This window comes from Verrucomicrobia bacterium S94 (genome assembly GCA_004299845.1).
Classification (GTDB): Bacteria; Verrucomicrobiota; Kiritimatiellia; order Kiritimatiellales; family Pontiellaceae; genus Pontiella.
This window is the reverse complement of sequence record CP036201.1, coordinates 2,365,947-2,388,690: the sequence shown is the minus strand read 5'-3', so window position 1 is coordinate 2,388,690 and position 22,744 is coordinate 2,365,947. Positions and strand designations below refer to the sequence as shown.

At 52.4% G+C, this 22,744-nt stretch carries 25 protein-coding genes; 10 read left to right on the top strand and 15 right to left on the bottom strand.

All coding sequences use genetic code 11. The features are described 5' to 3' along the window. Positions 1-9 precede the first annotated feature (9 nt). The gene (locus EGM51_10215) at positions 10-1,794 is read left to right on the top strand and encodes a hypothetical protein (GenBank protein ID QBG47747.1); all 1,785 of its coding nucleotides are present in this window, start codon (positions 10-12) and stop codon (positions 1,792-1,794) included. Between the two features lies 1 nt (position 1,795). Here EGM51_10215 and EGM51_10210 read toward each other — a convergent pair whose 3' ends face one another. From EGM51_10210 to EGM51_10175, 8 genes are all read right to left on the bottom strand, one after another. Further along, positions 1,796-2,422: a transcription elongation protein SprT gene (locus tag EGM51_10210; protein QBG47746.1), complete on the bottom strand. Its 627-nt coding sequence runs from the start codon at positions 2,420-2,422 to the stop codon at positions 1,796-1,798. Next, the gene (prmC, locus tag EGM51_10205) at positions 2,422-3,285 is read right to left on the bottom strand and encodes a peptide chain release factor N(5)-glutamine methyltransferase (GenBank protein ID QBG47745.1); all 864 of its coding nucleotides are present in this window, start codon (positions 3,283-3,285) and stop codon (positions 2,422-2,424) included. Before prmC ends, EGM51_10210 begins: the two co-directional genes overlap by 1 nt. A gap of 61 nt (positions 3,286-3,346) precedes the next feature. Continuing rightward, positions 3,347-4,888, bottom strand: coding sequence for a GAF domain-containing protein (locus EGM51_10200; protein QBG47744.1), 1,542 nt, complete (start codon positions 4,886-4,888; stop codon positions 3,347-3,349). 95 nt (positions 4,889-4,983) lie between these two features. Continuing rightward, positions 4,984-6,267, bottom strand: coding sequence for a polynucleotide adenylyltransferase PcnB (gene pcnB / locus EGM51_10195; protein ID QBG47743.1), 1,284 nt, complete (start codon positions 6,265-6,267; stop codon positions 4,984-4,986). 90 nt (positions 6,268-6,357) lie between these two features. Beyond that, positions 6,358-6,741: a DUF4186 family protein gene (locus tag EGM51_10190; GenBank protein QBG47742.1), complete on the bottom strand. Its 384-nt coding sequence runs from the start codon at positions 6,739-6,741 to the stop codon at positions 6,358-6,360. A gap of 162 nt (positions 6,742-6,903) precedes the next feature. Then, positions 6,904-7,344 (bottom strand): GNAT family N-acetyltransferase, encoded by a 441-nt coding sequence (locus EGM51_10185; protein ID QBG47741.1) that lies wholly within the window; start codon positions 7,342-7,344, stop codon positions 6,904-6,906. Further along, on the bottom strand, positions 7,341-8,936 hold the full coding sequence (locus EGM51_10180; GenBank protein ID QBG47740.1) for a GAF domain-containing protein: 1,596 nt from the start codon (positions 8,934-8,936) through the stop codon (positions 7,341-7,343). Before EGM51_10180 ends, EGM51_10185 begins: the two co-directional genes overlap by 4 nt. A 112-nt stretch (positions 8,937-9,048) precedes the next feature. Further along, entirely contained in the window at positions 9,049-10,149 is a 1,101-nt protein-coding gene (locus tag EGM51_10175) for a homocitrate synthase (GenBank protein QBG47739.1), read from the bottom strand. 236 nt (positions 10,150-10,385) lie between these two features. Here EGM51_10175 and EGM51_10170 point away from each other — a divergent pair, with 236 nt between their 5' ends. Genes EGM51_10170 through tsaB form a run of 3 tightly spaced genes read left to right on the top strand, consistent with a single transcriptional unit; the run spans position 10,386 to position 12,039 of the window. Next, a complete protein-coding gene (locus EGM51_10170) occupies positions 10,386-10,991 on the top strand; it encodes an HAD family hydrolase (protein QBG47738.1) in 606 nt (201 codons plus the stop codon). Beyond that, positions 10,979-11,410: a tRNA (adenosine(37)-N6)-threonylcarbamoyltransferase complex ATPase subunit type 1 TsaE gene (gene tsaE, locus EGM51_10165; GenBank protein QBG47737.1), complete on the top strand. Its 432-nt coding sequence runs from the start codon at positions 10,979-10,981 to the stop codon at positions 11,408-11,410. Before EGM51_10170 ends, tsaE begins: the two co-directional genes overlap by 13 nt. Then, positions 11,407-12,039, top strand: coding sequence for a tRNA (adenosine(37)-N6)-threonylcarbamoyltransferase complex dimerization subunit type 1 TsaB (tsaB, locus tag EGM51_10160; GenBank protein ID QBG47736.1), 633 nt, complete (start codon positions 11,407-11,409; stop codon positions 12,037-12,039). Before tsaE ends, tsaB begins: the two co-directional genes overlap by 4 nt. Position 12,040: 1 nt before the next feature. Here tsaB and EGM51_10155 read toward each other — a convergent pair whose 3' ends face one another. Both EGM51_10155 and EGM51_10150 read right to left on the bottom strand, forming a co-directional pair. After that, positions 12,041-12,955 (bottom strand): DMT family transporter, encoded by a 915-nt coding sequence (locus EGM51_10155; protein ID QBG47735.1) that lies wholly within the window; start codon positions 12,953-12,955, stop codon positions 12,041-12,043. Beyond that, positions 12,922-13,446: a hypothetical protein gene (locus EGM51_10150; GenBank protein ID QBG47734.1), complete on the bottom strand. Its 525-nt coding sequence runs from the start codon at positions 13,444-13,446 to the stop codon at positions 12,922-12,924. Before EGM51_10150 ends, EGM51_10155 begins: the two co-directional genes overlap by 34 nt. Before the next feature lie 149 nt (positions 13,447-13,595). Here EGM51_10150 and EGM51_10145 point away from each other — a divergent pair, with 149 nt between their 5' ends. Further along, entirely contained in the window at positions 13,596-15,095 is a 1,500-nt protein-coding gene (locus EGM51_10145) for an SDR family oxidoreductase (GenBank protein QBG47733.1), read from the top strand. A gap of 19 nt (positions 15,096-15,114) precedes the next feature. Here EGM51_10145 and EGM51_10140 read toward each other — a convergent pair whose 3' ends face one another. The 4 genes from EGM51_10140 to EGM51_10125 form a co-directional block, all read right to left on the bottom strand. Beyond that, the gene (locus tag EGM51_10140) at positions 15,115-15,414 is read right to left on the bottom strand and encodes a hypothetical protein (protein ID QBG47732.1); all 300 of its coding nucleotides are present in this window, start codon (positions 15,412-15,414) and stop codon (positions 15,115-15,117) included. 121 nt (positions 15,415-15,535) lie between these two features. Then, positions 15,536-16,342 carry a zinc-dependent peptidase gene (locus EGM51_10135; GenBank protein QBG47731.1) on the bottom strand — a complete coding sequence of 269 codons (807 nt, stop codon included), beginning with the start codon at positions 16,340-16,342 and terminating at the stop codon, positions 15,536-15,538. 3 nt (positions 16,343-16,345) lie between these two features. Further along, positions 16,346-16,897 carry an ArsR family transcriptional regulator gene (locus tag EGM51_10130; GenBank protein QBG47730.1) on the bottom strand — a complete coding sequence of 184 codons (552 nt, stop codon included), beginning with the start codon at positions 16,895-16,897 and terminating at the stop codon, positions 16,346-16,348. A 120-nt stretch (positions 16,898-17,017) separates the two neighbouring features. Next, on the bottom strand, positions 17,018-17,593 hold the full coding sequence (locus EGM51_10125; protein ID QBG47729.1) for a DUF4136 domain-containing protein: 576 nt from the start codon (positions 17,591-17,593) through the stop codon (positions 17,018-17,020). A gap of 50 nt (positions 17,594-17,643) precedes the next feature. On the opposite strand from EGM51_10125, the gene EGM51_10120 reads away from it, so the two are divergent. From EGM51_10120 to EGM51_10100, 5 genes are all read left to right on the top strand, one after another. Further along, on the top strand, positions 17,644-18,771 hold the full coding sequence (locus EGM51_10120; protein ID QBG47728.1) for an aminoacetone oxidase family FAD-binding enzyme: 1,128 nt from the start codon (positions 17,644-17,646) through the stop codon (positions 18,769-18,771). A gap of 199 nt (positions 18,772-18,970) precedes the next feature. Beyond that, the gene (locus EGM51_10115) at positions 18,971-19,393 is read left to right on the top strand and encodes a peptidylprolyl isomerase (GenBank protein QBG47727.1); all 423 of its coding nucleotides are present in this window, start codon (positions 18,971-18,973) and stop codon (positions 19,391-19,393) included. A gap of 371 nt (positions 19,394-19,764) precedes the next feature. Next, entirely contained in the window at positions 19,765-20,106 is a 342-nt protein-coding gene (locus EGM51_10110; GenBank protein ID QBG47726.1) for an anti-sigma factor antagonist, read from the top strand. 192 nt (positions 20,107-20,298) lie between these two features. Beyond that, positions 20,299-20,526 carry a hypothetical protein gene (locus EGM51_10105; protein ID QBG47725.1) on the top strand — a complete coding sequence of 76 codons (228 nt, stop codon included), beginning with the start codon at positions 20,299-20,301 and terminating at the stop codon, positions 20,524-20,526. A gap of 303 nt (positions 20,527-20,829) precedes the next feature. Continuing rightward, on the top strand, positions 20,830-21,330 hold the full coding sequence (locus EGM51_10100; GenBank protein QBG47724.1) for a TrmH family RNA methyltransferase: 501 nt from the start codon (positions 20,830-20,832) through the stop codon (positions 21,328-21,330). Between the two features lie 704 nt (positions 21,331-22,034). Here EGM51_10100 and vsr read toward each other — a convergent pair. Next, positions 22,035-22,580 (bottom strand): DNA mismatch endonuclease Vsr, encoded by a 546-nt coding sequence (vsr, locus tag EGM51_10095; GenBank protein ID QBG47723.1) that lies wholly within the window; start codon positions 22,578-22,580, stop codon positions 22,035-22,037. Positions 22,581-22,744: the final 164 nt, after the last annotated feature.

Below are 22,744 nucleotides of genomic sequence, written 5' to 3'. Positions count from 1 at the left end.
AGGCTGACCATGTTTAAAAAATCACTACTGACATTTATGCTCATGGCCGCGGTTTCGCAGGCGGCGGTTAAAGAGCTTATCCCGAATCTGAAATCTGAGGACTTCAAGGTTCAGACACAGGCGCGGCTGGATTTGCTGGCGGCCTGTTCGAAGGCCGGTGCACCGGATGCTCCTGAAGGAGCCCGCGAGGCGATTTGCAAAGAGATGTGCACCATTCTCGAAGGCAATTATCCGGTGGTTGAAGTCATTCAGCCTGTGCTCAATAATCTGGAGCGTATTGGCGGTGCTGAATCGGTTCCCACGCTGGTGAAACTGATGAGTCATGAAAATCCGCATATTCGTGATGATGCGCGACGTGCGCTTGTTGTAAACCCCTCGAAAGAAGCTGCGCAGGCACTGGGCGCACAGCTTAAGAACCGTAAAATGGGTTCCCCGAAAACTACCGCCGGACTGATCTATGCGTTGGGTGAACGGGGGCAGGCCGGGGCATCCCGCCTCATTACCGGCGCATTGGGAAGCAAGGATGAAGTTGTTTTCATTGCTGCGGTTAAAGCGCTGGGAATGCTGAATGAAGAGGTTGGCGTTAAGGCCTTGCTGGAACGGCGATCGCTGGAAAAGGGATTCCGTAAGACCCAGGTTGATGCGGCACTTCTTTCTACAGAACGCCCGGAAGTCTATGCGGCATTTCTCGCTGAAGGCGAACCGGATCAGTTGCGGGCAGCGGCTACGGCAGGGCTCATTCTTTCGGGTGAGAGCTCCAGAGCCGCGGCAGCTATGGCTTCCGGTGATACGGCTCAGCAGGCTGGGGTGATCGAAGCTGCAAAGCAGGGGCTGAATCCGATCGTATTGGATGTGGTTGCGGATGCTCTGCCGGGTCTTCCTCCCTATAACCAGCTGAAGGCTGTTGCTGCGCTTGAGGCAAGCGGTAACCGGAAGTATGCGGGGGTGGTTGAACCCTTGCTGAAGTCGAGCGACTGGTTTGTTCAGGTGACGGCAGCGAATGCGCTGGCGGCGATCGGTACGGCGGATTCGGTACCTGCGCTGGTTGCTCTCGGCAGTAAAGAGGCCCGTCGTTCGTTGGGCCGGCTGAATGTGGACGGTGTAGATGGTCAGCTCGAAAAGCTTGCGGCTTCCGGCGATTCGAAAAGCCGTCAGACAGCGATTGAGGCTTTGGCTAATCGCGGCCGTGTGGATCTGATTCCTACGTTCTTCAAATATGCGGCTGAAGATGATCGCGGCGTTGCTTCTACCGCAGCTAAATCGATTGCGAGTATCGGTGATGATTCCACTGTTGAACCCATGGTTGATCTGATGGTTTCCAAGGAAAAGGCACCGGTTTCTCGTGATCTGCTCAATGGGATCGTAAAGATTATGCGTACGTCGCCCGACCAGAACGGATTGGTAAACATGCTGGTCTCCAAGATGAATGGTGTCAGTTCGCGCAGCCAGTCTAATATTCTGAAGGCTCTGGCTCAGAGTGGAAGTAAAGCCGCACTTCAGCCGCTGGTGGAGGCCTGCCGTTCCTCGGATGAGGCTCTGCAGAAAACCGCGGTTAAGGCACTGGGCGGATGGAAGGAGCTGAATGGTATTGATACCATGCTCAAATTGGCTTCCGACGAATCCATCTCTTTGACGGACCATGTGATTCTGATGCGTGGCGTATCCAGAATCTATGCATCGGTCAGTTCGTGGCAGCTTCCGAGACATAAAGCCGGAATTGAAAAAGCTATTGAAGTTTGCCGCCGTCAGGAAGAGAAAGAGGCGCTTCAGGCGACGCTGAACAAAATCAAATAAGTCAGGGTGCGGTGTATGGCGTGTAGACCAGCCTTGCACCGCATTTTCTGCAGATCAGTTTTGAATTCCGCTGCTGGGCTGTATAGGTCCAGCAGCGGTTTTCACAGGTAACCGACCAGCGCGGTGTCGAGAACTGCAACTGGTGGGTCCGCCGGCCAGAGCCGCCGATTTCAATTGCTTTTGCTTTCCAGACTGCATCGTGGTTGTGTTCCCGGCCAACCAGGGCGTGAGCGATTTCGTGCAGGATGGTGTCTTTAACCTCTTCCGGAGTGCCGTTTGCTGCAAGGTCGAATGCCAGAGTAATGAGTTTCTTGCGGTAATTGCAGCATCCGGCCCGCCGGGTGCAACGGTCAAATTCAAAGCGCCATGCGTTTAGGCCGTGCTGTTTCATCAGAGCTTCGGCTGTGGTCTGTATACATTCGAGATGCCGAATCCGTTCGTCGGACATACCTGATTCGGAAATAAGCCTTTCATATGGAATGCGGAAACGCCCGGATTCAGTCTGAACCACCGCCGTGACAGGATTCAGGAGCAATACGGTGCCTTTCATGTTTCTCCGTCGATATCTGAAAGAGACCGTATCCCCGGTTTGAAAGCGTGCGCGCTGTCGGTCTGTCGGTGAGAGCATCAGGGATTAGTGGCTACTGCAATGCGGTCGAGGCCCGCAAGGTCATGTTTGATCTGTATGTTCACATAACCGAGGTGATCGAGGCAATCGAACACCGCCTTGCCCTGATCGTAGCCGAATTCGAGAAACAGCATGCCGTCCGGAACGAGTACACTGCGTGCCTGAAGTGCGAGATCTTCAATCAGTTCCATTCCGCTTGCTCCGGCATCCAGGGCTATTTTCGGTTCATATTCGCGGACTGCTTTCGACAGGCTCCTCCAGTCTCGGGAGGAAATATAAGGTAGGTTGGCGACAATCACATCTGCACTGGCTGGTGCAAAACGATCCAGGAGGTTGTTCTGCATCCACAAAATATTATTTATATTGTGGACGGCTGCATTTTTCTGGGCAAGTTCCAGGGCATCGGCGGAGAGATCGACGGCTTTGAAAGCGGCATCGGGGCGTTGTTTGGCAAGCGTGATGGCGATGCAGCCTGTTCCGGTTCCCACATCAACCACTGTGGCCGGCCGCTTGTCTGTCATGATGCGGCAGCCCAGCACTTCCTCCACCAGCAGTTCCGTCTCCGGGCGGGGGATAAGGGCGCGTGAGTCGCATTGGATTTCCAGTCCCCAGAATTCGGTCGAGCCAATCACATACTGCAGGGGTTCGCCGTTTTCGATACGTTTTGCCAGAGGCTCGACTTTCCGGATTACTTCAAACTGTTGTGTAGGGGTTACAACGCCGGCGGCTGCGCCGGTATAAATTTCCAGTGGTTTGCATTGGAAGACGGAAGCCAGCAGCTCTTCGGTCACACGTCTGGCGTTGTCGACGCCTGAAGCCTTAAAACGGAATTCCAGCGATTCAATAAGTTGGTCAATATCCATATGATTCCTGTTTTCGGCCCGGGGCGGCGGCGCGTTTGTGACGGACAAAAAATGTGTCCTGTTATTTATAATTTTTCGGATCAATGCCGAGGTTTTTTATCCTGTAATTGATAATGCGCTGTGTGGTCTGGAGGTAGCGGGCAACGGCGGCGGCATTTCCCCGGTGTTTTTTGAGGGCATCAATCAGGATTTCGCGTTCATAGGCTTCAACCATCTGTTTCAGGTTGGCTCCGTTTTCCGGCAGCAGGTGGGTGTGTGTTTCATCGCTGGTCTGTAGCGAGGGCGGCATGTTGAATCCGTGGATTACGCCGTCGGATGAAGTCAGAACCGCGCGTTCAATGCAGTTTTCCAGTTCACGCACGTTACCCGGCCAGTGATAGGCCATCATCATATTGATGGCCGAGGTGGAGATGCGCTTCATGTCCTTGCCGTACATTTCGCCGTATTTCTGGAGAAAGTGATCGGCAAGCAGCATGATATCCGATTTGCGCTCCCGTAACGGCGGCAGCAGAATCGGAAAAACGTTGAGGCGGTAGTACAGGTCTTCCCGGAATGTATTTTTGGCCATCCCTTCTTCGAGGTTACGGCTGGTTGCTGCAATGATCCGAACGTTTACCGTGATGGTTTCATTCCCGCCGACACGTTCGAATGTTTTCTCCTGCAGCACCCGAAGGAGTCGAACCTGTACTGATGGAGAAATATCGCCTATTTCATCGAGAAATATGGTGCCGCCATTGGCGAGCTCGAAGCGGCCTTTACGCTGTTGCTGCGCGCCTGTAAATGCTCCTTTTTCATGACCGAACAGTTCCGACTCAATCAGATTTTCCGGCAGTGCGGCGCAGTTGACGCTTACGAATGCATTGTTTTTTCGCGGACTGTTGAAGTGAATGGCGCGGGCAATCAGCTCTTTGCCGGTACCGGATTCTCCGCGCACCAGAACCGTTGCGGCACTGTCGGCAACCTGAACGATCTGTTCGTAGATCATCCGCATGGAATTGCAGTTGCCTACCATGTTGTCGATGCTGTAGCGGTCTCCGAGTTGGCGGCGCAGCATTTCGTTTTCCGATGCGAGCGCATTACGTTCTTCAATTTCTTCACGGATGGTTGATACGGCGGAAGCCAGAATCTGAGCAACATGTTCAAGAAAGAGAGAGTAGCCTTTCAGCTCTTCTTCGGCAGCTGTCGGCACATCAATACTCATCGTGCCGATGACTTCCTTATGGTGAATAATCGGTACGCAAAGGAAAGCCGTTTTTTCATGGTCCCGTGCTTTTGTACGGTTCAGAAAATCTTCTGATTTACTGATGTCCGGCACTATTTCTGGCCGTCCGGTCTGGGCCACATGGCCGGTAACCCCTTCGCCGAGTTTATACTGGCCGCGGCGCATCTCGCTGTCCGACAAGCCGCTGGAGGCCTCAATGTTCAGAATGTCCGTTCCGGGCTTGCTCAATGTAAGGGTTCCGCGCAAAACACCCATATCGGTTTCCATAATCCCAAGTACTTCATTCAGCAACTGGGAAACATTGTGTTGACGCGAGGAAATGGTCTGGGAGATTTTGTATAGAACTTTCAGTTCTTTTTCGCTCTGATTCATTTTTTGCATCCTTGTTCAGGTGGCTTCTTTTTCAGCCAAACCGTAATACAAAAATGTATCTGAATGTCTGGGGTGTACACAAGTGTGTTTTGAGATTAATTATCCTACTCGATTGGTATTTCGGGTTTGTCCTGCTGATTTTTGGAGTCTTTACTTTTTCTGGATTGAGTATTCTGCGGTACGTTTTTTCGCAGCTCAGTCCAGAAATCGAGCAGTTTTTCATCGCGCAGATGTACTTTGGAGGAAAATTTAAAATAAAGAAAGGCATCGAGAAAGCCTTTCGACTGTATGAAACGCTGGGGCTTCCGTCCTTTAGTCCGGTGAAAACGGGCCTGGTTGCTCATGATATCGCAGACCTGATAGATAACAGTTTTCGGAACCCGTACGTTTTGACATATGTCTTTAAGGTGGCTGTGAACCGCATTCCGAGCGGCTTCGTGCGGACTCATTCCGCGCTCAACCAGCCGCTGGACGAGAAATTCGTGGTATTCTCCGAAAATCAGGGCAAACAGCAGGGCCGGGTGAACCCGAAGCCCCGCCTGGCGCCAGCGGTCCATTTGTTCCAGAGTCTGGTAAATCCAGTTGAGCCGATCTTTATCCTCATCGATCCAATGCGAAAAATCATGGAACATGGGGTGGAGCAGATCGGTTTTTTCCAGCCATTGAAATACGGCTTTGGCATGACCGCAGAAAAAGAGTTTCTGAACCTCTTCATACATGCGCGACGGTGCTGCATGTTTCAGGAGGTCTTTATTGCGGCAGATCGATTCCAATGCATTTTTTTCAATGTCAAAACCCAGCGAGCCGGCAAAACGCGCGGCACGGATCATGCGGACCGGATCTTCTGCGAAGCGTTTGTCGGGTTCGCCGATCACCCGGATAATTCGCTGTTCGAGATCTTTCAGACCTCCGGCATAGTCGATCACTGAAAAATCGGCAATATTGTAGAAGAGAGCGTTGATGGTGAAATCGCGGCGCATGGCATCTTCTTCGGGCGTTCCCCAGATATTGTCGCGAAGTACCATGCCGCTTTCTTCGATCCGCAGTGCGTTCTCGCAATGGATGGTTTCATCGGGGTCATCCGGAACCGGCGCACGGAATGTGGAGGTTTCGATAATTTCGCCGCGGAATAGAATGTGTGCAAGCCGGAACCGCCGGCCAACCAGTCGGCAGTTCCGGAACATTTTACGGATCTGTTCGGGAGTGGCATTCGTCGCCACATCAAAATCCTTGGGATTACGGTCCAGCAGCAGATCGCGTACCCCGCCGCCGGCAAGGTATGCCGTATACCCTTCGTCTTTAAGACGGTAGAGTACTTTCACAGCTGCTGAGCTGATATTTTTCCGGCTGACCTTATGATCAGCTCTTTTGAGAATAGTCGGTTCCATAAAACGCCTGAGAGTATGCAATGTCACCGTTCTAAAAAAGAAAAAATCCACCGTGGGTGGATTTTCCAGATGTCGGAAGAGCGCGGAATTCTAATCGAGATGCTCCTCAATCCACTTCAGAATGACATCCACAATGATATCCACTTCATTCGGGGTGAGCTCGCGTCCTTTTTCATAACCGAAAAATTCTGCAACTGCATCGCGGTCATTACAGCCGCAGGCGTGCTGGGCAATAAAGACCGGGTGGCCTTTGGTCGGGGTCTGACGTCCGTCGTTTTTCGGATTGGCGGGGGCAAGGCGTTTGTTCACAAAGTCCGTTGCGTGCAACCGTAGAATCTCCATTCCTCTTGAAGTAACATATTCCTGTTCCGGTTCTCCAAGCACAAATTTTTCAATGCGCCCATCGTCCGTTAGCTTTTTTTTGAGTGCGTTCCAGTCCTTATCAGATATCGTAGCCACGTTATTATTCCTCACTTCTACTCTTCACCTAACCCGCACAGCATAAAAAAGCTGTGGCGTAAGCGCAAGTCTACGGAGGCTTAAAATCTCGTAAAAAATACTACGGGTTTTATTCCGGCGGAATAACGGCGGCTGAAAAAGGGCATGGGTGCGGAGGATCCGGATGTTTTGCAGGGTTTAAAGCTGCTTCATCCAGCTGATAAGATTGGTGGAACGCCAGCCCTGGCGCCGGTAAAAACCGAGGGCGGGATTATTATCGCGGTCTGCAAGCAGCTGCAGGCGGGCGAGGCCGTGCTGTACGGACCATTCTTCCAGCCTGCGCAGCAGAGCGGCTCCAATGCCGCGATTGCGGTAGTCGAGATCAATCACAACATCCTCCACAACGCCCACCTCGCGGCCTTTCGCGGTGGAGACATGGATTTGAATGGAGCACATCCCGACCACCTTCCCGTCGATTTCGGCCAGAAAAATTTCAGCATCAGGGCGGTTCAGCAACAGGCGGAGACCTTCAGACTGCACGGCAAAATCAGGCGTAAAATCCACTTCAATTGCAAAAAGCTCATGGAGCAGTTCTGCCATGACGGGGATATCGTCCTCTGTTGCCGTGCGTATTTTCATTGTCGTGGGGTCCTTTTTCTTCTTCGTTTTTTGAAGAGTGTTTCGTAATCGATATCAAGTTTCTGAATTTTGTAGCGGACCATGCGCTCGGTAATGCCCAGTTCCCGGGCGGCTGCGCTGATGGTTCCTTTGTGGCGCTTCAGTGAATCAACAATCAGGTCGCGCTCCAGCATGGCCACACGCGCTTTGAGGGTATGGTGATTACTGCCGGTGGCGGCAATCGCCACCGGTGTCTGCAGGGTCGGCGGAAGGTCATGTCCGTGGATCACCCCGTCCGCTTTTCCCATCAGGACGGCATACTCAATAGTATTTTCCAGTTCGCGCACATTTCCCGGCCAGTGGTAGGCCATCAGCATATTGATGGCCGGTGTGCTGATGCGCCGGATTTCCACATCCATTTGTGCGGAATATTTATGCATGAAAAAGTTGGTCAGCTGCAGGATGTCGTCTTTTCGTGTGCGCAGTGCGGGCAGGTAGATCGGGAAAACATTGATGCGGTAGAACAGATCCTGACGAAAGGAGTTGTTGCTGATCTTTTCCTCGAGGTCGGCATTGGTGGCTGCAATGATGCGGACATTGGCTTTTCGTTGTTCATTGCTACCGACCCGTTCATAGGTTCGCTCCTGCAGCACACGTAGCAGTTTTACCTGTGTGGTTGGAGAAAAATCGCCGATTTCGTCCAGAAACAAGGTGCCGCCTTCCGCTTCCTGTACCCGGCCGATACGCATCTGCAACGCACCGGTGAATGCGCCTTTTTCATGGCCGAACAGTTCCGACTCCAGAAGATTTTCGTTCAGCGCTGCACAGTTCACTTTGACGAAGGGTTTGTCCGCGCGCGGACTGCTGTAATGAATGGCCGATGCCACCAGTTCTTTGCCGGTTCCCGATTCACCGCGGATTAAAACCGTCGTATCGGTCGGTGCCACCTGGTGAATGCGGGTGTAAACCTCCTGCATCTCTCCGGAGTTGCCGATCATATTCTGCGGTTGAAATTTTTCACGCATGGCCGAACGCAAACGAAGGTTTTCAGATTCGAGTGCTTCGCGTTCCATGCGGGCGGTTCGGCGGGCCATGACATCGTTCGCCACCATGGTTGCCACAATGGAGAGAAAACGCATCAGTTCATAAAGAGCGGGTTCGGCCTGGGCGTCGCAATCGACAGAGAGGGTGCCCACTGTGGCTTGCTCCACCTTGATCGGCACACAGATGAAGCTCAGCGGCTCATTTTCACGGTTGTGCAAACGCCCTTTGAAACGCGGTTCTTCCGAAACCAGCGGCACAACTTTCGGCTCGCCGGTGTCGAGCACCAGCCCGGTAATACCTTCTCCGCGGCGATAAGCCGCATCCTCGGCATGCTGCACTTTCTGGTCTTTAACCGCTTCCACACGCAGTTCTCGTCCGTCCGCAGTCAGCAGCATAATGGTGCCGCGCTGCACACTGCGGCTTTTTTCCAGAACGTCGATTACTTCGTAGAGAACCTCTTCCTGCTGAGATTTCGAAGAGAGGGTGCGGGCAATTTCAGCGAGAGTTTCAAGTTCCTTGATGTGACGTTCGTCACAGATGGAGGGATTGTCAAACTTACATTTTGGCATTTGTTATGTGTCATTTCCGGATCATTAATACATAAATGTTTTAAACGGTCGTTTAGAATACAATTTAAGTCGTAGTAATGCATTAACCGTACCAAAACGTAGGGGACTCTGCTCATTCATAGAAGAGAGAGCGCAGGCGGCCAATCGGAACCGGTTTTTTGGTTTTCTGGGCTTCGCTACGCACACGTTTCAGTAACCATCCGAGCGGTTCGTTGCGCGGGTCGATACCCAGTACTCCAAGCGCATGCCGTACGGCTGCTTCGCCGGAATGTATGCCCAAAACCACACGTGTGGAATCGATACGTCCGACATCCGAGGCCGAGAAGGGTTCATAGGCTTCCCGATGTTTCAGCACGGCATGCACATGAATGCCTGATTCGTGGCTGAAGACATTTTTTCCAATGATTGGAGAACAGGCCGGCGGTTCCTGAGCTGTAGCCTGGAGCACCCGGTTGCAGAGTGCCGACAACCGGGTGGTCTGGATGCCCAGGTCGGGTACGGCCATGGCCACCTGTTCGAGTGCCGCATTGCCGGCACGTTCGCCCATGCCGGTAACGGTTACATCGGCGCAGTCGGCTCCACCTGCGAATGCTGCGAGTGTATTCGCCGTGGCCATACCCAGATCGTTGTGAGCGTGAAAGGCCAGCTCCAGTCCGGGAACCGCACGCTGCAATTCCGCGAAAAGGTCTTTGGTCTGGAAAGGATTCTGTATGCCTACGGTGTCGGCAATGCGCAGGCGGTCGGCTCCGAGTTCCTGCACGCGGCGTGCAAAGGCCAGCAGCGTGGCACGGTCGGCCCGTGCGGAATCCTGGGCGCCGACAGATACATAGGAAAAGCGGGCCAGAGCGGCAGGTAGAACTTTTGCGAGGGTTTCGAATACCCACCCTTCCGATTTTTCCAGTGCCTGAAAGTGGTGCCGTGAAATGGGGAAGGAGAGGTGGACCGCATCAAGTCCTGCAGCAGCGGCGGCTTCGAGATCGGCCGTCGCGGCACGGCACCAGCCGGTAATCCGGCAGGGAAGGTGGAGTTCAGCAATGGCGCGGATATCTTCCTGTTCCGTCGGGCCCATTATTGGAATTCCGGCTTCGATTTCGCCTACACCGGTGTCAGCAAGTGCCTGGGCGATTTCCAGCTTTTCCTGACGGGTGAAAACGGCTCCGGGCATCTGTTCTCCGTCGCGCAGTGTGGTATCAATGAGGTAGTTCTTTTTCATGTTCGGCAATATTGCATCAGCTGTGCCAGTGGTGTGTTTGTTGATGTAAGTGTTTGAGGTGCAATGTTAAAGGTCTGATTTCTTTTGGGGCGGTTTCCGGATTGATATGGAAAAAAATGTCGAAGACGGGGGCGCGTGGGCAGAAAAGAGCACTGTAATCTGCTGTTTTTAAGGGGAGATATACTGATTTCGACATTTTTTTCCGGAAGCGTTCGTGGGGTTACGGTTTTGGGAAAATGGCAGTAAAAAGGGCTGGAACGGGCTTCCAATGGCTGGAAGGGGATTGTAGATTGCGCCGTCTTATGAGCAGACCATGTATATTTTTTGATCGGGATGGCATTGTGAATGAATCGCCGGGGTCGGGGTATGTCGAGCGCTGGGAGGATTTTCATCTGCAACCGGGATTTGTGGAGGCATTGAAAACGGTGAGTGCCAAGGGATTTCCGTCAGTGATTGTGACGAATCAGCAGGGCGTGGCCAAAGGACTTTATTCGGAGGCGGAACTTGCGGAGATCCATGAAAATATGCGGGCGGAACTGCGTGCTGCAGGGGTGGATGTGCTGGATGTTTTCCAGTGTGTCCATTTTGCGGATGCGGGATGCGACTGCCGGAAGCCGAAGCCGGGTATGATTTTGCAGGCGGTGGAAAAATATGATCTGCAGCTGGCGGGATCATGGATGATCGGCGACAGCGAAAAGGATGTTGAAGCCGGGCAGGCGGCCGGATGCAGAACGGTCCGGGTGTGCCCGATGGATTTGGAAACCAAAGCCGACTTTCATGTGGAAACGATGGAGGACGTGGCGGCCTTGCTGGAAAAGGAGCTGGAACCGTGCGAACCGTAGAGACCAACAGTCCGGAAGAGACGTGGGAACTGGCGGCCGAACTGGCCGGGGAGCTGGAAACGGGAACTGTGATGGCTCTTCATGGAGATCTGGGTGCGGGGAAAACCTGTTTTATCCAGGGTTTTGCCGCGGCACTGGGGATTGACGAGCCGATCACAAGCCCGACCTATACGCTGATCGGGGAATACGAGGGCCGTTTGCCGTTGCATCATATCGATCTGTACCGGCTGTCGGGGCCGGAAGAGGCGCTGGGTATTGGTCTGGAGGAATACTTTGATGACCATGGAATAACGGCCATTGAGTGGGCGGAACGGGCGGAGGGTATTCTGCCGGATAATCTGCTGCATATTGAAATCCGGGCCGACGAAAAGACGGGAACACGTACGTTTCGTATCTACCGTGAAGGTGAAGACGCATGAAAATTTTTGCCATAGAGTTGAGTTCAAAATTCGGAAGCATTGCGGTCCTGGAAAAAAATGAAGTGATTGCCGAAAAGTGCTGGGAGGAAAATTTCAAGAACCGGCAGCAGCTGTTCGATGCGATGGCGGAGCTCGGAACGGACTGGGATGCCGTTGATCTTTTTGTCGTTGGGCGCGGCCCGGGCGCGTTCTCCGGTATGCGCATCGGGTTCACGGTGGTGAATGCGCTGGCGGCACCGCTGAAAAAAAAGGTGTATGCACTGAACAGCGGTGCAGCATTGGCGGCGCAATGTGGTGCGGAGAAGACGGTGGTTGTCGGTGATGCCCGTCGGAATAAGGTCTGGGCCGGTCTGTTCAGCGGGGTTGAGCTTGAGAACGAGTTCCGGTTGATGGAGCGCGGCGAGCTGGCCGGTTTTGTGCCGCCCGATGCGCTGGTGGTCAGCCCCGATCAGGATCGGCTTGCGGAGCTGCTTGCCGGGTTCCGCGGATTGGAAGAACCTTGCTATCCAACGGCCGGGATGCTGGGGCGGCTGGTATATGACCGTTTTATGAAGGGTACCGAACCGGAGACGTTCGAGCCGCTCTATATGCATCCGCCCGTTTTTATTGCTCCGCGTTTTCCGGAGTAAATCACGGTTTTGCTTCTGCCGTGGATCGGTTGCTGCCGGTCTGGCCGATAATGATACCGGTCACGATAAGCAGCATGCCGATGAGGCTCGGCAGGGTCGGGTGTTCACCGGGAATAAACAGCCAGGCTATAATTGATCCGCTGAATGGAATAAGAAATTTCCAGAGATTGAGCCGGGATACCTTGATGCGGCTCAGCAGGAAAAACCAGATGGCGAATGCCGTGGCTGAGATCGTTGCAAGCCAGAGCAGGTTGCTGTAGTAGCTGATCGGCAGATGCGTTTCGGGCGGTCCGTTGAAGGGGAGGGCTAACAGAAGCAGTATGATTCCGCCAAGCAGCATCTGGGCACTGTTAAGAGCAACCGGATGGAGTCTGCCTTTACGTTTGGCTACAACTACATTACCGACTGCCGATACAAATGCGCCGCTGAGCAGCAGCAGAAGACCGCAGAACTCTTTGAAACCTTCAGGATTCCAGGGACTGGAGGACAGGGTTACAAATGCAATTCCGGCCATGCCGAGCAGAATGCTGAAAAGCGTACGCTTCTGAATTCGGTCATCGTGCATCATTACATGGGCCACGAGCGCCGAGGCCAGCGGCCCGGCGCCGATGACCATGGCCCCTTCCGCTCCGCGCACCCAGGCCAGGCCGATGAAAAAGGTGGAGTAGAGGTAGACGGTGTGGAAGAGGCTGACGAGAAGCACCGTAATAAATTCCCTGCGCAGCATCAGAAAAGGCGCGGTCACACTTCCACAGAACGGAATCTGGAGTAGACCGGCCAGTAGAAAACGGCTCCCGGCAAGATTCAGCGGGGCCTGATATTCAAGGGCCTGTTTACCCGCGACGAAGGCGGATGACCAGAGCAGACAGGCAAATACCGCCATCAGGTTATACTGAATGGTTCTGGAACTGAGCATGGGGTTACGGGCCGGTCAGGCTTCGCAACAGATCGTTTCGAAGCGTTCGCGGATACGTCTTTCGTGTTCGACGTCATCACGATTAAGTTTTTGGAAAACCGTTTCAATTGAATTCTCAGCATCTTTTTGCATAAACCGGCTGTAATGCAGTTCGCCGATTTCCGATTCGAGAGACAGTGCTGCATAAACGGCGCTTTCTCTGGTGGGGGGGCGGTGCTGAAACCAATGATGCTTTCCTGGAGTTTGCGATTCGAGGTTTTCAGTTCTTCGGTAGACCCGGCGATCAGGTTCTGGGGAAACAGACCGCTTTTGAGAAACGAATCACGCGCTGCACGAATGAGGATGGCATGGCTTTTTTCTTCAAGGTGCAGCTGCCACCAGAAAGCGGCATCGGCGGGTATTGCTTCCGAAAAGATTTTGTAAAGTGCCGCGGCATTAAGCTCGAGCGCAATACTTTCCTCAATCAGTTCGTTTAGCTGTTCGTCATTCATACGGTGTTGCCAAGCTGGCAAACGGGGTCGGTGGTGTCTAGCTACTTTTGAATATTTAAAATGCCATTAAAGTACTCATAAATATAAGGGTTTGCAGGTTTGAATTTCGGGGGGCTTCTTCTAATATATCGATAACATGGCGGTATAAGATGGTGATAAAACAGGAAGAACTGATTTGCAGAGATCTGCCAACGTCCTTTGATAAAAATATGGGCACGGTGCTGGTGGCCGGGGCGACCGGCTATATAGGCGGCCGTCTTGTGCCGGAGCTGATTGTTCGAGGTTACAGGGTGCGGGTGATGGTGCGGGCGGAGTCGCCTGAACATATGGAGCGCTGGCCGAAAGCCGAAGTGGTTGTGGCTGATGCGCTCGTCGAGGAGGAGCTGACCGAAGCGCTTAAAGATGTTGATGTCGCCTACTACCTCATTCATTCCATGCTGGTGGGGCCGCGTAAATTTGCGGATGCTGACACACGGGCCGCGCATAATTTCCGTATTGCTGCCGAAGCGCAGGGGGTGAAACGGATTATCTATCTTGGAGGTCTGGGTGACACTCAGAAAAATCTGTCGTCCCATCTGGCCAGCCGTTCACAGGTGGCTGGAGAATTTTTTAAAGGAAATGTGCCGGTTACGGTGCTGCGGGCTGCCGTGATTATCGGTTCGGGAAGTGCGTCGTATGAAATGATCAATCATCTTGTCCGCAAGATTCCGCTTTTTCTGGTTCCGGCCTGGGCGAAAACCAAATGCCAGCCCATCGGGCTGCGCGATGTGTTGAAGATTCTCGTCGGAGTGCTTGAGCTTCCGCAGTCTGCGGGCCGGGTGTATGATATCGGCGGGCCGGATGTGCTGACCTATGAGCAGATACTTCAGACGCATGCTGAGGTGCTCGGTAAAAAACGGTGGTTTATTCCTTCTCCTGTCTCCAGTATCGGATTTTATTCCTATATCACCTCGTTGCTTACACCGATTCCTGCGGCCATTACCTGGTGCCTGATGGAGAGTGTGACGCATGATGTGGTGTGCGAAGAACATGATATGTGGGAGTTGATTCCGTTCAGGCGCATAACCTGCAAAGAGGCTTTTGTATTGGCTCTTTCGCGTGAGGAGCAGGATACGGTCTCGACCCGCTGGTCCGACAGTTATCCGCCGGACTACGAACTTGCTATTAAACTCAGCGAAATAAACGGGCCGCCGACCTATACAAGTTCCTATTCCCTGGTCTCGAGCAAAAGCGCACAGGCCCTGTTTCACTCCATTACACACATCGGCGGAAACAACGGCTGGTTTCACAGTACATTTCTCTGGCGGATTCGGGGCGGGATAGACCGCCTCCTGCGCGGGGTGGGGACCACCCGCGGCCGACGCAGTGCATCGGGACTTCGTGTGAATGACGTGGTTGATTTCTGGCGTGTGGAAAAAATTCATTACAACCGTCAGCTGCTTTTGCGGGCGGAAATGAAGATGCCGGGCTATGCCTGGCTCGAGTTTCGGGTTGATCCAATCTCCGGTGATAAAAACCGGTTGTCTGTGAATGCCTACTATAAAACCAAAGGTCTATGGGGCCGCACGTACTGGTATATTTTTCTGCCGTTTCATCACTTTATTTTCGATGATCTGATCAGGCAGATTGAAAAACGAAGTGGGGAATGAACTGAACAGCTGAATTTTTTCAGTCCACAGCTCCGATGCGGTTGAACGGCCAGTAGATGGTTTTAACTTTTCCAAGGATGTTGCTTCGGTTGACGGCACCGAAGAAGCGACTGTCGAAACTTCTGTTTGGTGCGGAGTTATCGCCCAGCATCAGATATTCATTTTTACCAGGCGTGATCGTTTTTTTCCGGCTATCCGGTTCGCCGGCATTCTTATACGAGTTGCCTCCATAAAGAACATCGAAGTTTCCGATAGGATGCGGGCGTTGCAGCAACCGGCAGAAATAGGCCGCTATAGATGACGATTCGGTTCGGTACATTGGCCGGCTGCATGCCGGCTATCGGAAGAAATGTTACGGCCGGAAAAAGCGCAATGCCGGTTGTATGTTTCCCGGTCAGAACATGCGCCATTCCGGTACAAAGAAAGCGAGCAGAGTGCCTTCAAATTTGGGAGAACTTTTTTGAGGGCTCTATCCATTCCGTCGGATCCACTTTGTAATATCCGAGAAGTTTTTCGAAAAGTTCGGGATGTTTATTTTTCATCTGCAGCGGTTTTTCAAAAAAGGTTTCGGTGGCAACGGCGAAGAATTCCGCCGGATTGGTTGCGCCATACTCATCCATGACATCCTTTCGGCCTTTTTCCGTTTTTTTTACCAGATCGTTGAATTCCATACTGAAAACGCGCGCCCAGGTCTGGTAGGCGTTGCTGCCCAGAATCGGAGCGCCGTCAGCATTCCCTGATTCCTGATCCAGCTGGTGTGCAAATTCGTGGAAGGTTACGTTGTGGCCGTCCCGGAAATTTCGGGCTCCGCCCTGAACGCTGTCCCAGGAAAGCACCACGACGCCCGATGACCATGATTCCCCGAGCCGGGCTGTTTCACCGTCAGTGTAGGTGTGGGGATATAACAGGACGGTTTTCAGTCGGGGATAAATGCCGATCGTTCGGCCAAGAAGCAGCATGCAGGCCTGTGCAGAAACGGCAATTTTCATTTCTTCGGTGACTTGCAGGCCGCCGCAGCCTTCAAATTGTTTTGTGGCGATAAAAACCTGCATTTTCCCAGCGAGTTCCTGCCAGCGTTTCTGGTCCAGGCAAGAGACTATGGGCAGTGTTTTCTTCAGGAGCGGACGCCAGTGGTCCGGTGGCGGTGTGGAGAGTATACGGTTGAACTTGTGTTTTTTCATCCATGATCTGCTATAGAGTGCTAGGGGAATGAATAGAAACGTCAGGATGAAAACCGTTGGTATCATAATTTAACTTTTTAATGCGGATTCGAGCATGGCGTGTCCGAAGAGATTCTGCGGAATCCTGAGTTTCAGGGTATGTTTACGGTCTGAGATCATATCACGGGCACGTAATTTTTCTGCGTGCCGAAGCAGGGCGGGCAGTGGAATCCGGGTTAAAGAAGATAATTCGACAGGTTCACAGCCTCGTTCTTCAAGCGCTTTGACCATGACAATGCGACGCTGATGAGTGAAGGCGGTGGTGTAATGGATGATTTCGTCATCATTCATGTCAGCGGAAATGGCAACTTTTAAAGCGGTCAGGATCTGTGCAGCTCCTGCGACAGAAGGGTTAGGCACCGGAGTGTAGAAGACAAAACGGCCTTTTGGAGTTGCAGATATCAAACCCCTGGAATTCAGAGCGCGGAGATGGATGCTCCCTTTGGATGGAGAGAGGCCGGCGCGAGCGGAAAGGGTTGATACCGACGCGGTGCCCTTCTCCAGCAGTGCTCTTATCAGTTGCAGCCGAGGTGTTGAGGCCAGAACGCGACAGGTGCGCCATAATGTGGGTTTTAAATCCATTGTTTTTATTTAAACCTTCGAAGGTGTAAAAGTTAAGTTTAAAATTTAAGTGAATAACAGCTGAATTACTTTCAGATCTTCGAAGGTATGATAGAGATTCTGCGAATAGCCGCTGAAGGTCTATTCAGGGATTTCGTCAATGATCCGGAACGCGATCTGGTTCAGCAGCCGCTGTTGCTTTTCAACGGGGGAGGAACGATCAATACGGGTTTCCAGTGTGCCGTCCCAGATTTTTTCGCCGGATTGCGCGCTGTAAATCAGAAGGGTGAGCGTACCGATTTCAATGTTGTAGATATTGAGATCGGATGGCTGATCGCTATATCCCCAGCTGCCCTTGTCGGCGTTATAGGTAAATCCGCCGGTTACGCGCGATTCCTCCTGTGTTGGAGTACCTGCATATTCCTGATGCTCCATGAGTTTGATATAGTAGACAATCTGAACGTTAGCGTCATCGGATTCCGGAACCGGGGTCCATCCGCGCTGCATGAGCTGGTTGTTCAGGGCTATCTGTACGTTTTCATGGAGATAGGTATCATCTTCGTTGAGGATGTTTTGGGGGGCGGATACCCATTTATAGGTTTTCACACTGCCGAAGTCAAAGTCGACCGCCTGCCTGGAGTGCACTTTCAGGCTGGAGCATCCGGTCAGCATAACCGCTGCAGAAAGGGTGAAGAGGAAAAAAACGGTGCGATTCATGGTATCTCCTTTATTGGATGAGACTATAGATTCTGCAAAGATCGCTGTCTATGTGTAAAACAGATCTCATCATTATTGGCGGAGGGGCAGCCGGTCTTATGGCGGGAAGTGCGGCCGGGGAGCTCGGGCTGCGGGCTCTGGTGCTCGAGCGGAAAGGTAAACCCGGTCGCAAGCTGTTGATGTGCGGCAATTCGCGTTGCAACCTGACGACCAATATTTCGGCGGACCGCATGCTGCAGATGTTCGGCGATCCCGTGGGGCCTTTTCTTCGGCCCGCTATTGAGGCGTTTACGCCCTCAATGCTTCAGCGTTGGTTTTCGGCCAATGGACTTAAAACTGCTGTTAAATCCGGAAATAAAGTTTATCCCCGCTCCGAACGCGCCATGGATGTACTCAACTTTTTCACCGACCAGCTGCGTGAGCGCAATATATCACTTTCCTGTTCCTCAACGGTTCGGAATCTTGAAAAAACGGATGCCGGCTTTCGTGTCATCACCGATAACTTTGTGGTCGAATCAAAATATGTTCTTATTGCCACGGGAGGCATCAGTTATCCCAAAACCGGCTCCGTCGGTGATGGTCAGCAATGGGCCGGAAGGTTGGGGCATAAAATAGTGCCCTACCGACCGGGACTCGTCGGTTTCGAAGTTGCGCCGCCGGAGATAAAAGGGCGGGTGGGGCAGATGGTTGAAAACGTTACTGTCGATGTGCTGAGCAGCGGCCTTCTGCATGGTACAACGCGCGGAGTATTTGAAATCGAAAAATGGGGCGTCGGCGGTACAGCGCTCACCGATGCGTCGCGCATTATTGCCCGGAAAAACCTCAAAGACTGTATTTTGAAGGTCAACCTGCCCGATGGAACCATCGAAGAAATCCGTCCGCTCAGGACCCGGCCTATTAAGGAGGCGATGATCACCGTCGGCGGAGTTGATCTGCGTGATCTCAACTCCCGGACTCTGGAATCCAGGATCTGTTCCGGCCTTTACTTTGCCGGCGAAGTGATGGATGTGGACGGTCCCACCGGCGGCTACAATCTGCAGGCGGCTTTTTCTACGGCCCGGCTCGCGGTTTCTCATATCGGGAAGCGCTGCGGCAAAAAAGAATTCCGGCCTATGGAGGCTCCGCCCGGAAAAGTCCCGGGGAAGAAAAAAGGGATGCGTCGCCATCGGAAATTTTAGCCGGAATACGGTCGTGTTTCCCTTAATAAGGTTGATATTCGGCCTAATGCCTGTAGGGTGCCTGAATCATAGATTTTTGATTGATGAATGCGGGTTGCCGTTTTTGCGCCTGCGACAGTTTTTCCGACCGGGCTGCGCCGCATGAGTTCATGAAATCGAAAGTCAGTATCCGGAAAATAAAATATGAAAGGACCGTTCAATGATTGAAAACGGACAGAAAGTAAAAATCCACTACACCGGAACGCTCGACGACGGAACGCAGTTCGATTCCTCTGCAGGTCGTGAGCCGCTGGAATTTGAAATGGGTGCCGGTATGGTTATTCCCGGTTTTGAAAAAGGCGTGGCCGATATGACGGTCGGTGAAAAAAAGACCATCAATATTCCTGCTGAAGAGGCCTATGGTGAACGTCGTGAAGATCTTGTGATGAATTTCGATAAATCCCAGCTTCCGGAGGACCTTAAACCGGAAGTCGGCATGATGCTTCAGATGCAGGGCCCGCAGGGGCAGCCCGTGCCTGTCACGGTTACCGCTGTTGAAGATGCTCATATCGTAATCGATGCCAATCATCAGCTTGCCGGTCAGGCACTCAATTTTGAGCTTGAACTGGTTTCTGTTGATTGAACGATGGAGAGCTGAGGTTCATGTTGCCTGTGGGTACCTGGGATAACGTCCGTTCAGAGATTCCATGGAAGAAACTGCCATACCTTATTGTGAACCGCCGCCCGGCGATGTGATTCCCATGCTGATTGTTGGGCTGGTTTTCCTGGGCGGAGCGATTGTTTTCCGCTGGTTTCACAACCGGCGGCTCTCAAAGGGGCCGAAACAAAAATAAATTAGAGAAAAGTCCCGGTTTTCCGACCGGGCTTTTCGATTTTAAATCATATCCGCAAAAAATACATGTGCTCAATGCGTGATTCTGCCACTATAGCTGTAGGAATGCAGTTTGTGATGCACATTCTGCTCCTTGATTTTTATATTACGGGAGAAAATAAATGGTAGACGTACAGTCAAACGGAAGAATGGTTGTGGGAGTGGTTAAAATTCCCGATGAGCTTTCAGCATCCACTGTCGATGATTTCCGCCGCGAGCTGGCCACGCTCATCTCGCCCGCCTCTAAGGTTCAGAATTATGTCATCGATATGTCTGATGTCGATATGATCGACAGCTCCGGTATCGGAGCACTGCTTTCACTCGCCAGTAAGATTCGGGATTTAGGTGGTGACATCAAAATTTCCTGTTTGCAGACCGGGCCCAAGCGGGTGTTTGAAATCATCCGCGCTCACCGCCATTTTGAAATCTTTGACAATCTTGAGATCGCGATAAACAGCTACTGATTCAATTTTGTTGTTATCTGATTCAGCGTCAGGCCGGGAGATCTCCCGGCCTTTTTGCATTACGGCTCCGGATGGGGCCCGTTTGTACATGCTGTTGATTAGGAAGATGAAATACAAAGAAGCGCTAGTGTTGTTTTCTTGTCGCCAGTTTTGGAATCGGGTGTATCCTCGTGGTGAGAGCGGAGAGAAACTATGAATCAGAAACTGAATAATAGAATATGGATTAAAGGGCTGGTTATGGAATGTCCTCATAAAGCAGCGGCTCGGAACTGTCCGCTGCGGCAGCTCCGGGGTAAACCGGAAGTGGAAGCCAACCAGGCTATTGATGAGATGGATGATCAGGAGATCAGAACGTTTCTGGATACTCATCGGAAATGCTATGCCCGCCGTATGCACGAATGGGGTGATCCCGTCTGTTGATCATTCGGGCTTCGACAGCACAGCACAACGTTCGCCCGGAGGGTGTACTCTCGGCGGAGAAAGTGGCTGTAAAGAGTTTCGATGGGCATGTGGCAAAAAGCTTTTTCTTGCGGTATCCGAAGGGTTAGCGTAGGTTCCCGGCATCTATCGGAGGCAGGCACGGTGCGTAGCAGAGAAGGCGTTCGGTGCGTTGTACCGGCCCGGTTCCGGCCTGGAATCAAATCAACGCCTGAGCCGTTGCATCTGTTTTCCTGCGGAATAAAGGTGCCGCAGGCGTCAGGGATTCGCCACAAGGGCTGAATAATGATCGAATTCGAGCATATCCGCCATAAACCGCCGCAAAAGCTTACGGCAAAACGTCAGTTGCTGATTGCCTGCAGTCCATTGCGCAGTCATGTCAACCTGTCCACTATCATACGCACTGCAGGTTGCTGCGGTGTCCGGGAAGTTCTGGCGACCGGAAATGTGCGGCTTGTCGACCGTATTGCCCGCGACGGTGCCGGGCAGGTCAGTCTTACGGTGAAAAGCAGTCTGCCGCCGGTTCTTCGAAAATTGAAGCAGGAAGGCTATACGCTGGTCGGATTGGAACAGACTACCAATTCCACGCCGCTTGCCCATTATGTCTTTCCGGTAAAAACCGCACTTGTTGTCGGGGCCGAGCGCGAAGGTCTTTCGACGGATTGTCTGGCGCTGCTTGACGCGGTTGTTGAAATTCCGGTTTGGGGGATGCCTTTTTCGCATAATGTGGCCACTGCCACTTCTATGGCGATGTATGAATACTGCCGTCAGTTTCCGGACGGCTGAACGGGGTGTAATGAGCGGCTTTATGATGGAATCAGCGGGATTCCGGAGAAAACGCAGGAATACTGAATAAACAGAATCGGAAGAAAGGTTTTATGAACTGGTCAAAAATGCATTTTGTTGAATATCTGAATGCCGTCGACAGCGCCCTTGAGAAAAACTGCGGTTCCGCATCGGAAATCGGCGAACTCGAAACCATTTCCATGGCACATCAGGAAAATGAGCCGCCTGAAAAGCTGATTGCACGTCTGCGGCCGGCGGCTCTTTAGATTTTTAAAAACGGCATGTGAATCGGACAGGTAGAAGTCTGTTCTAACGCAGAACTTTTGGTTCTGTCTGCATCGGTGTCGTCCGGGCCCGGTGTTGCTTTTCAGTTTCCGAGTCCCGGGGATGAGTAACGAAGAGCGTGCAGGGTATCAACTGATCGGTGTAAAAATTTCGCCGGACACTCCGGCGGATGAAGCAACTGATACCAAACGTTAAAACTATCCGGTATAAATTTGATCCCGCGCAGAGGCGCCGAGGACGCAGAGAAATTCAGTCATAAACGGCTCCGCGCTCTCTGCGCCTCTGCGCGGAATAACGCTGTCGTTAAGACCGGAATGTTTTAGTAAATGGTATGAAACACAATGGCTGAAGTCGGTGGAGGATCGCTGTTCGGTCAGTGATAATTTTCGAAATCCGACTGCTGTCGATATCACGCTCGCTTAGTGGTGCGGTTTGGTGGGTCGGGCACTCTGATGCTGTTCGGAGGTCGGTGCGGAATATGCAGCCGGGGGTTCCGCCGCTTTCCATAATTTTTCCTCTTCGGCAGTCGGGTAGCGGATGGCTTGGGTGGCGGCTCTGGAAAGTTCGGCCAGCAGCTGGATGCTGACTGCTTCGGCTTCTTTCAGTTCGCATTCCCAGATAACGATTACATTCCAGCCTAGTTCGGTAAGCCGGGCCTGATTTTTCCGATCATTGGAAACGTTCCGGTTGAATTTGGCCTGCCACCAGGCGGTGCGGGTTTTCGGCATGGTGGATTTTCTGCAGCCGTGGCGGTGCCAGAAGCAGCCATGGACGAAAATGACCGTTTTATATTTCGGGAGAACAATATCTGGTTTTCCGGGCAGTTTTCTGTTTTTTGGTCCGTTTACTGTAAACCGGTAGCCGGCCTGATGCAGCAAGGAGCGGACCTGCCGTTCAGGTTTGGTGCCTCTTCCCCTGATCCGGCTCATGTTCCATGAGCGATGTTCTGGTGTCAGATGGTCCATAAGGGCAATCTAACGCGCTGGGCCGGAGCATCGCAAAAAAGAAATCGGGGTTTATGAAGTGGAGCTGAGGGGAGAGCCGGGCCCGGTGTCAGATGTATCTTCCGGTTCCCGTTCATTATTCTGTTGTTACTTTTGGCGGAGGTGGAGTAAACCGTATGCTTCCG

Excerpts from the sequence above, each read along its gene's own strand:
- EGM51_10215 (QBG47747.1), top strand. The coding sequence starts at position 10 with ATGTTTAAAAAATCACTACTGACATTTATGCTCATGGCCGCGGTTTCG.
- EGM51_10210 (QBG47746.1), bottom strand. The coding sequence starts at position 2,422 with ATGCTCTCACCGACAGACCGACAGCGCGCACGCTTTCAAACCGGGGAT.
- prmC (QBG47745.1), bottom strand. The coding sequence starts at position 3,285 with ATGGATATTGACCAACTTATTGAATCGCTGGAATTCCGTTTTAAGGCT.
- EGM51_10200 (QBG47744.1), bottom strand. The coding sequence starts at position 4,888 with ATGCAAAAAATGAATCAGAGCGAAAAAGAACTGAAAGTTCTATACAAA.
- pcnB (QBG47743.1), bottom strand. The coding sequence starts at position 6,267 with ATGGAACCGACTATTCTCAAAAGAGCTGATCATAAGGTCAGCCGGAAA.
- EGM51_10185 (QBG47741.1), bottom strand. The coding sequence starts at position 7,344 with ATGAAAATACGCACGGCAACAGAGGACGATATCCCCGTCATGGCAGAA.
- EGM51_10180 (QBG47740.1), bottom strand. The coding sequence starts at position 8,936 with ATGCCAAAATGTAAGTTTGACAATCCCTCCATCTGTGACGAACGTCAC.
- EGM51_10175 (QBG47739.1), bottom strand. The coding sequence starts at position 10,149 with ATGAAAAAGAACTACCTCATTGATACCACACTGCGCGACGGAGAACAG.
- EGM51_10170 (QBG47738.1), top strand. The coding sequence starts at position 10,386 with ATGGCAGTAAAAAGGGCTGGAACGGGCTTCCAATGGCTGGAAGGGGAT.
- tsaB (QBG47736.1), top strand. The coding sequence starts at position 11,407 with ATGAAAATTTTTGCCATAGAGTTGAGTTCAAAATTCGGAAGCATTGCG.
- EGM51_10155 (QBG47735.1), bottom strand. The coding sequence starts at position 12,955 with ATGCTCAGTTCCAGAACCATTCAGTATAACCTGATGGCGGTATTTGCC.
- EGM51_10150 (QBG47734.1), bottom strand. The coding sequence starts at position 13,446 with ATGAATGACGAACAGCTAAACGAACTGATTGAGGAAAGTATTGCGCTC.
- EGM51_10145 (QBG47733.1), top strand. The coding sequence starts at position 13,596 with ATGGTGATAAAACAGGAAGAACTGATTTGCAGAGATCTGCCAACGTCC.
- EGM51_10140 (QBG47732.1), bottom strand. The coding sequence starts at position 15,414 with ATGTACCGAACCGAATCGTCATCTATAGCGGCCTATTTCTGCCGGTTG.
- EGM51_10135 (QBG47731.1), bottom strand. The coding sequence starts at position 16,342 with ATGATACCAACGGTTTTCATCCTGACGTTTCTATTCATTCCCCTAGCA.
- EGM51_10130 (QBG47730.1), bottom strand. The coding sequence starts at position 16,897 with ATGGATTTAAAACCCACATTATGGCGCACCTGTCGCGTTCTGGCCTCA.
- EGM51_10125 (QBG47729.1), bottom strand. The coding sequence starts at position 17,593 with ATGAATCGCACCGTTTTTTTCCTCTTCACCCTTTCTGCAGCGGTTATG.
- EGM51_10120 (QBG47728.1), top strand. The coding sequence starts at position 17,644 with ATGTGTAAAACAGATCTCATCATTATTGGCGGAGGGGCAGCCGGTCTT.
- EGM51_10115 (QBG47727.1), top strand. The coding sequence starts at position 18,971 with ATGATTGAAAACGGACAGAAAGTAAAAATCCACTACACCGGAACGCTC.
- EGM51_10110 (QBG47726.1), top strand. The coding sequence starts at position 19,765 with ATGGTAGACGTACAGTCAAACGGAAGAATGGTTGTGGGAGTGGTTAAA.
- EGM51_10105 (QBG47725.1), top strand. The coding sequence starts at position 20,299 with ATGAATCAGAAACTGAATAATAGAATATGGATTAAAGGGCTGGTTATG.
- EGM51_10100 (QBG47724.1), top strand. The coding sequence starts at position 20,830 with ATGATCGAATTCGAGCATATCCGCCATAAACCGCCGCAAAAGCTTACG.
- vsr (QBG47723.1), bottom strand. The coding sequence starts at position 22,580 with ATGGACCATCTGACACCAGAACATCGCTCATGGAACATGAGCCGGATC.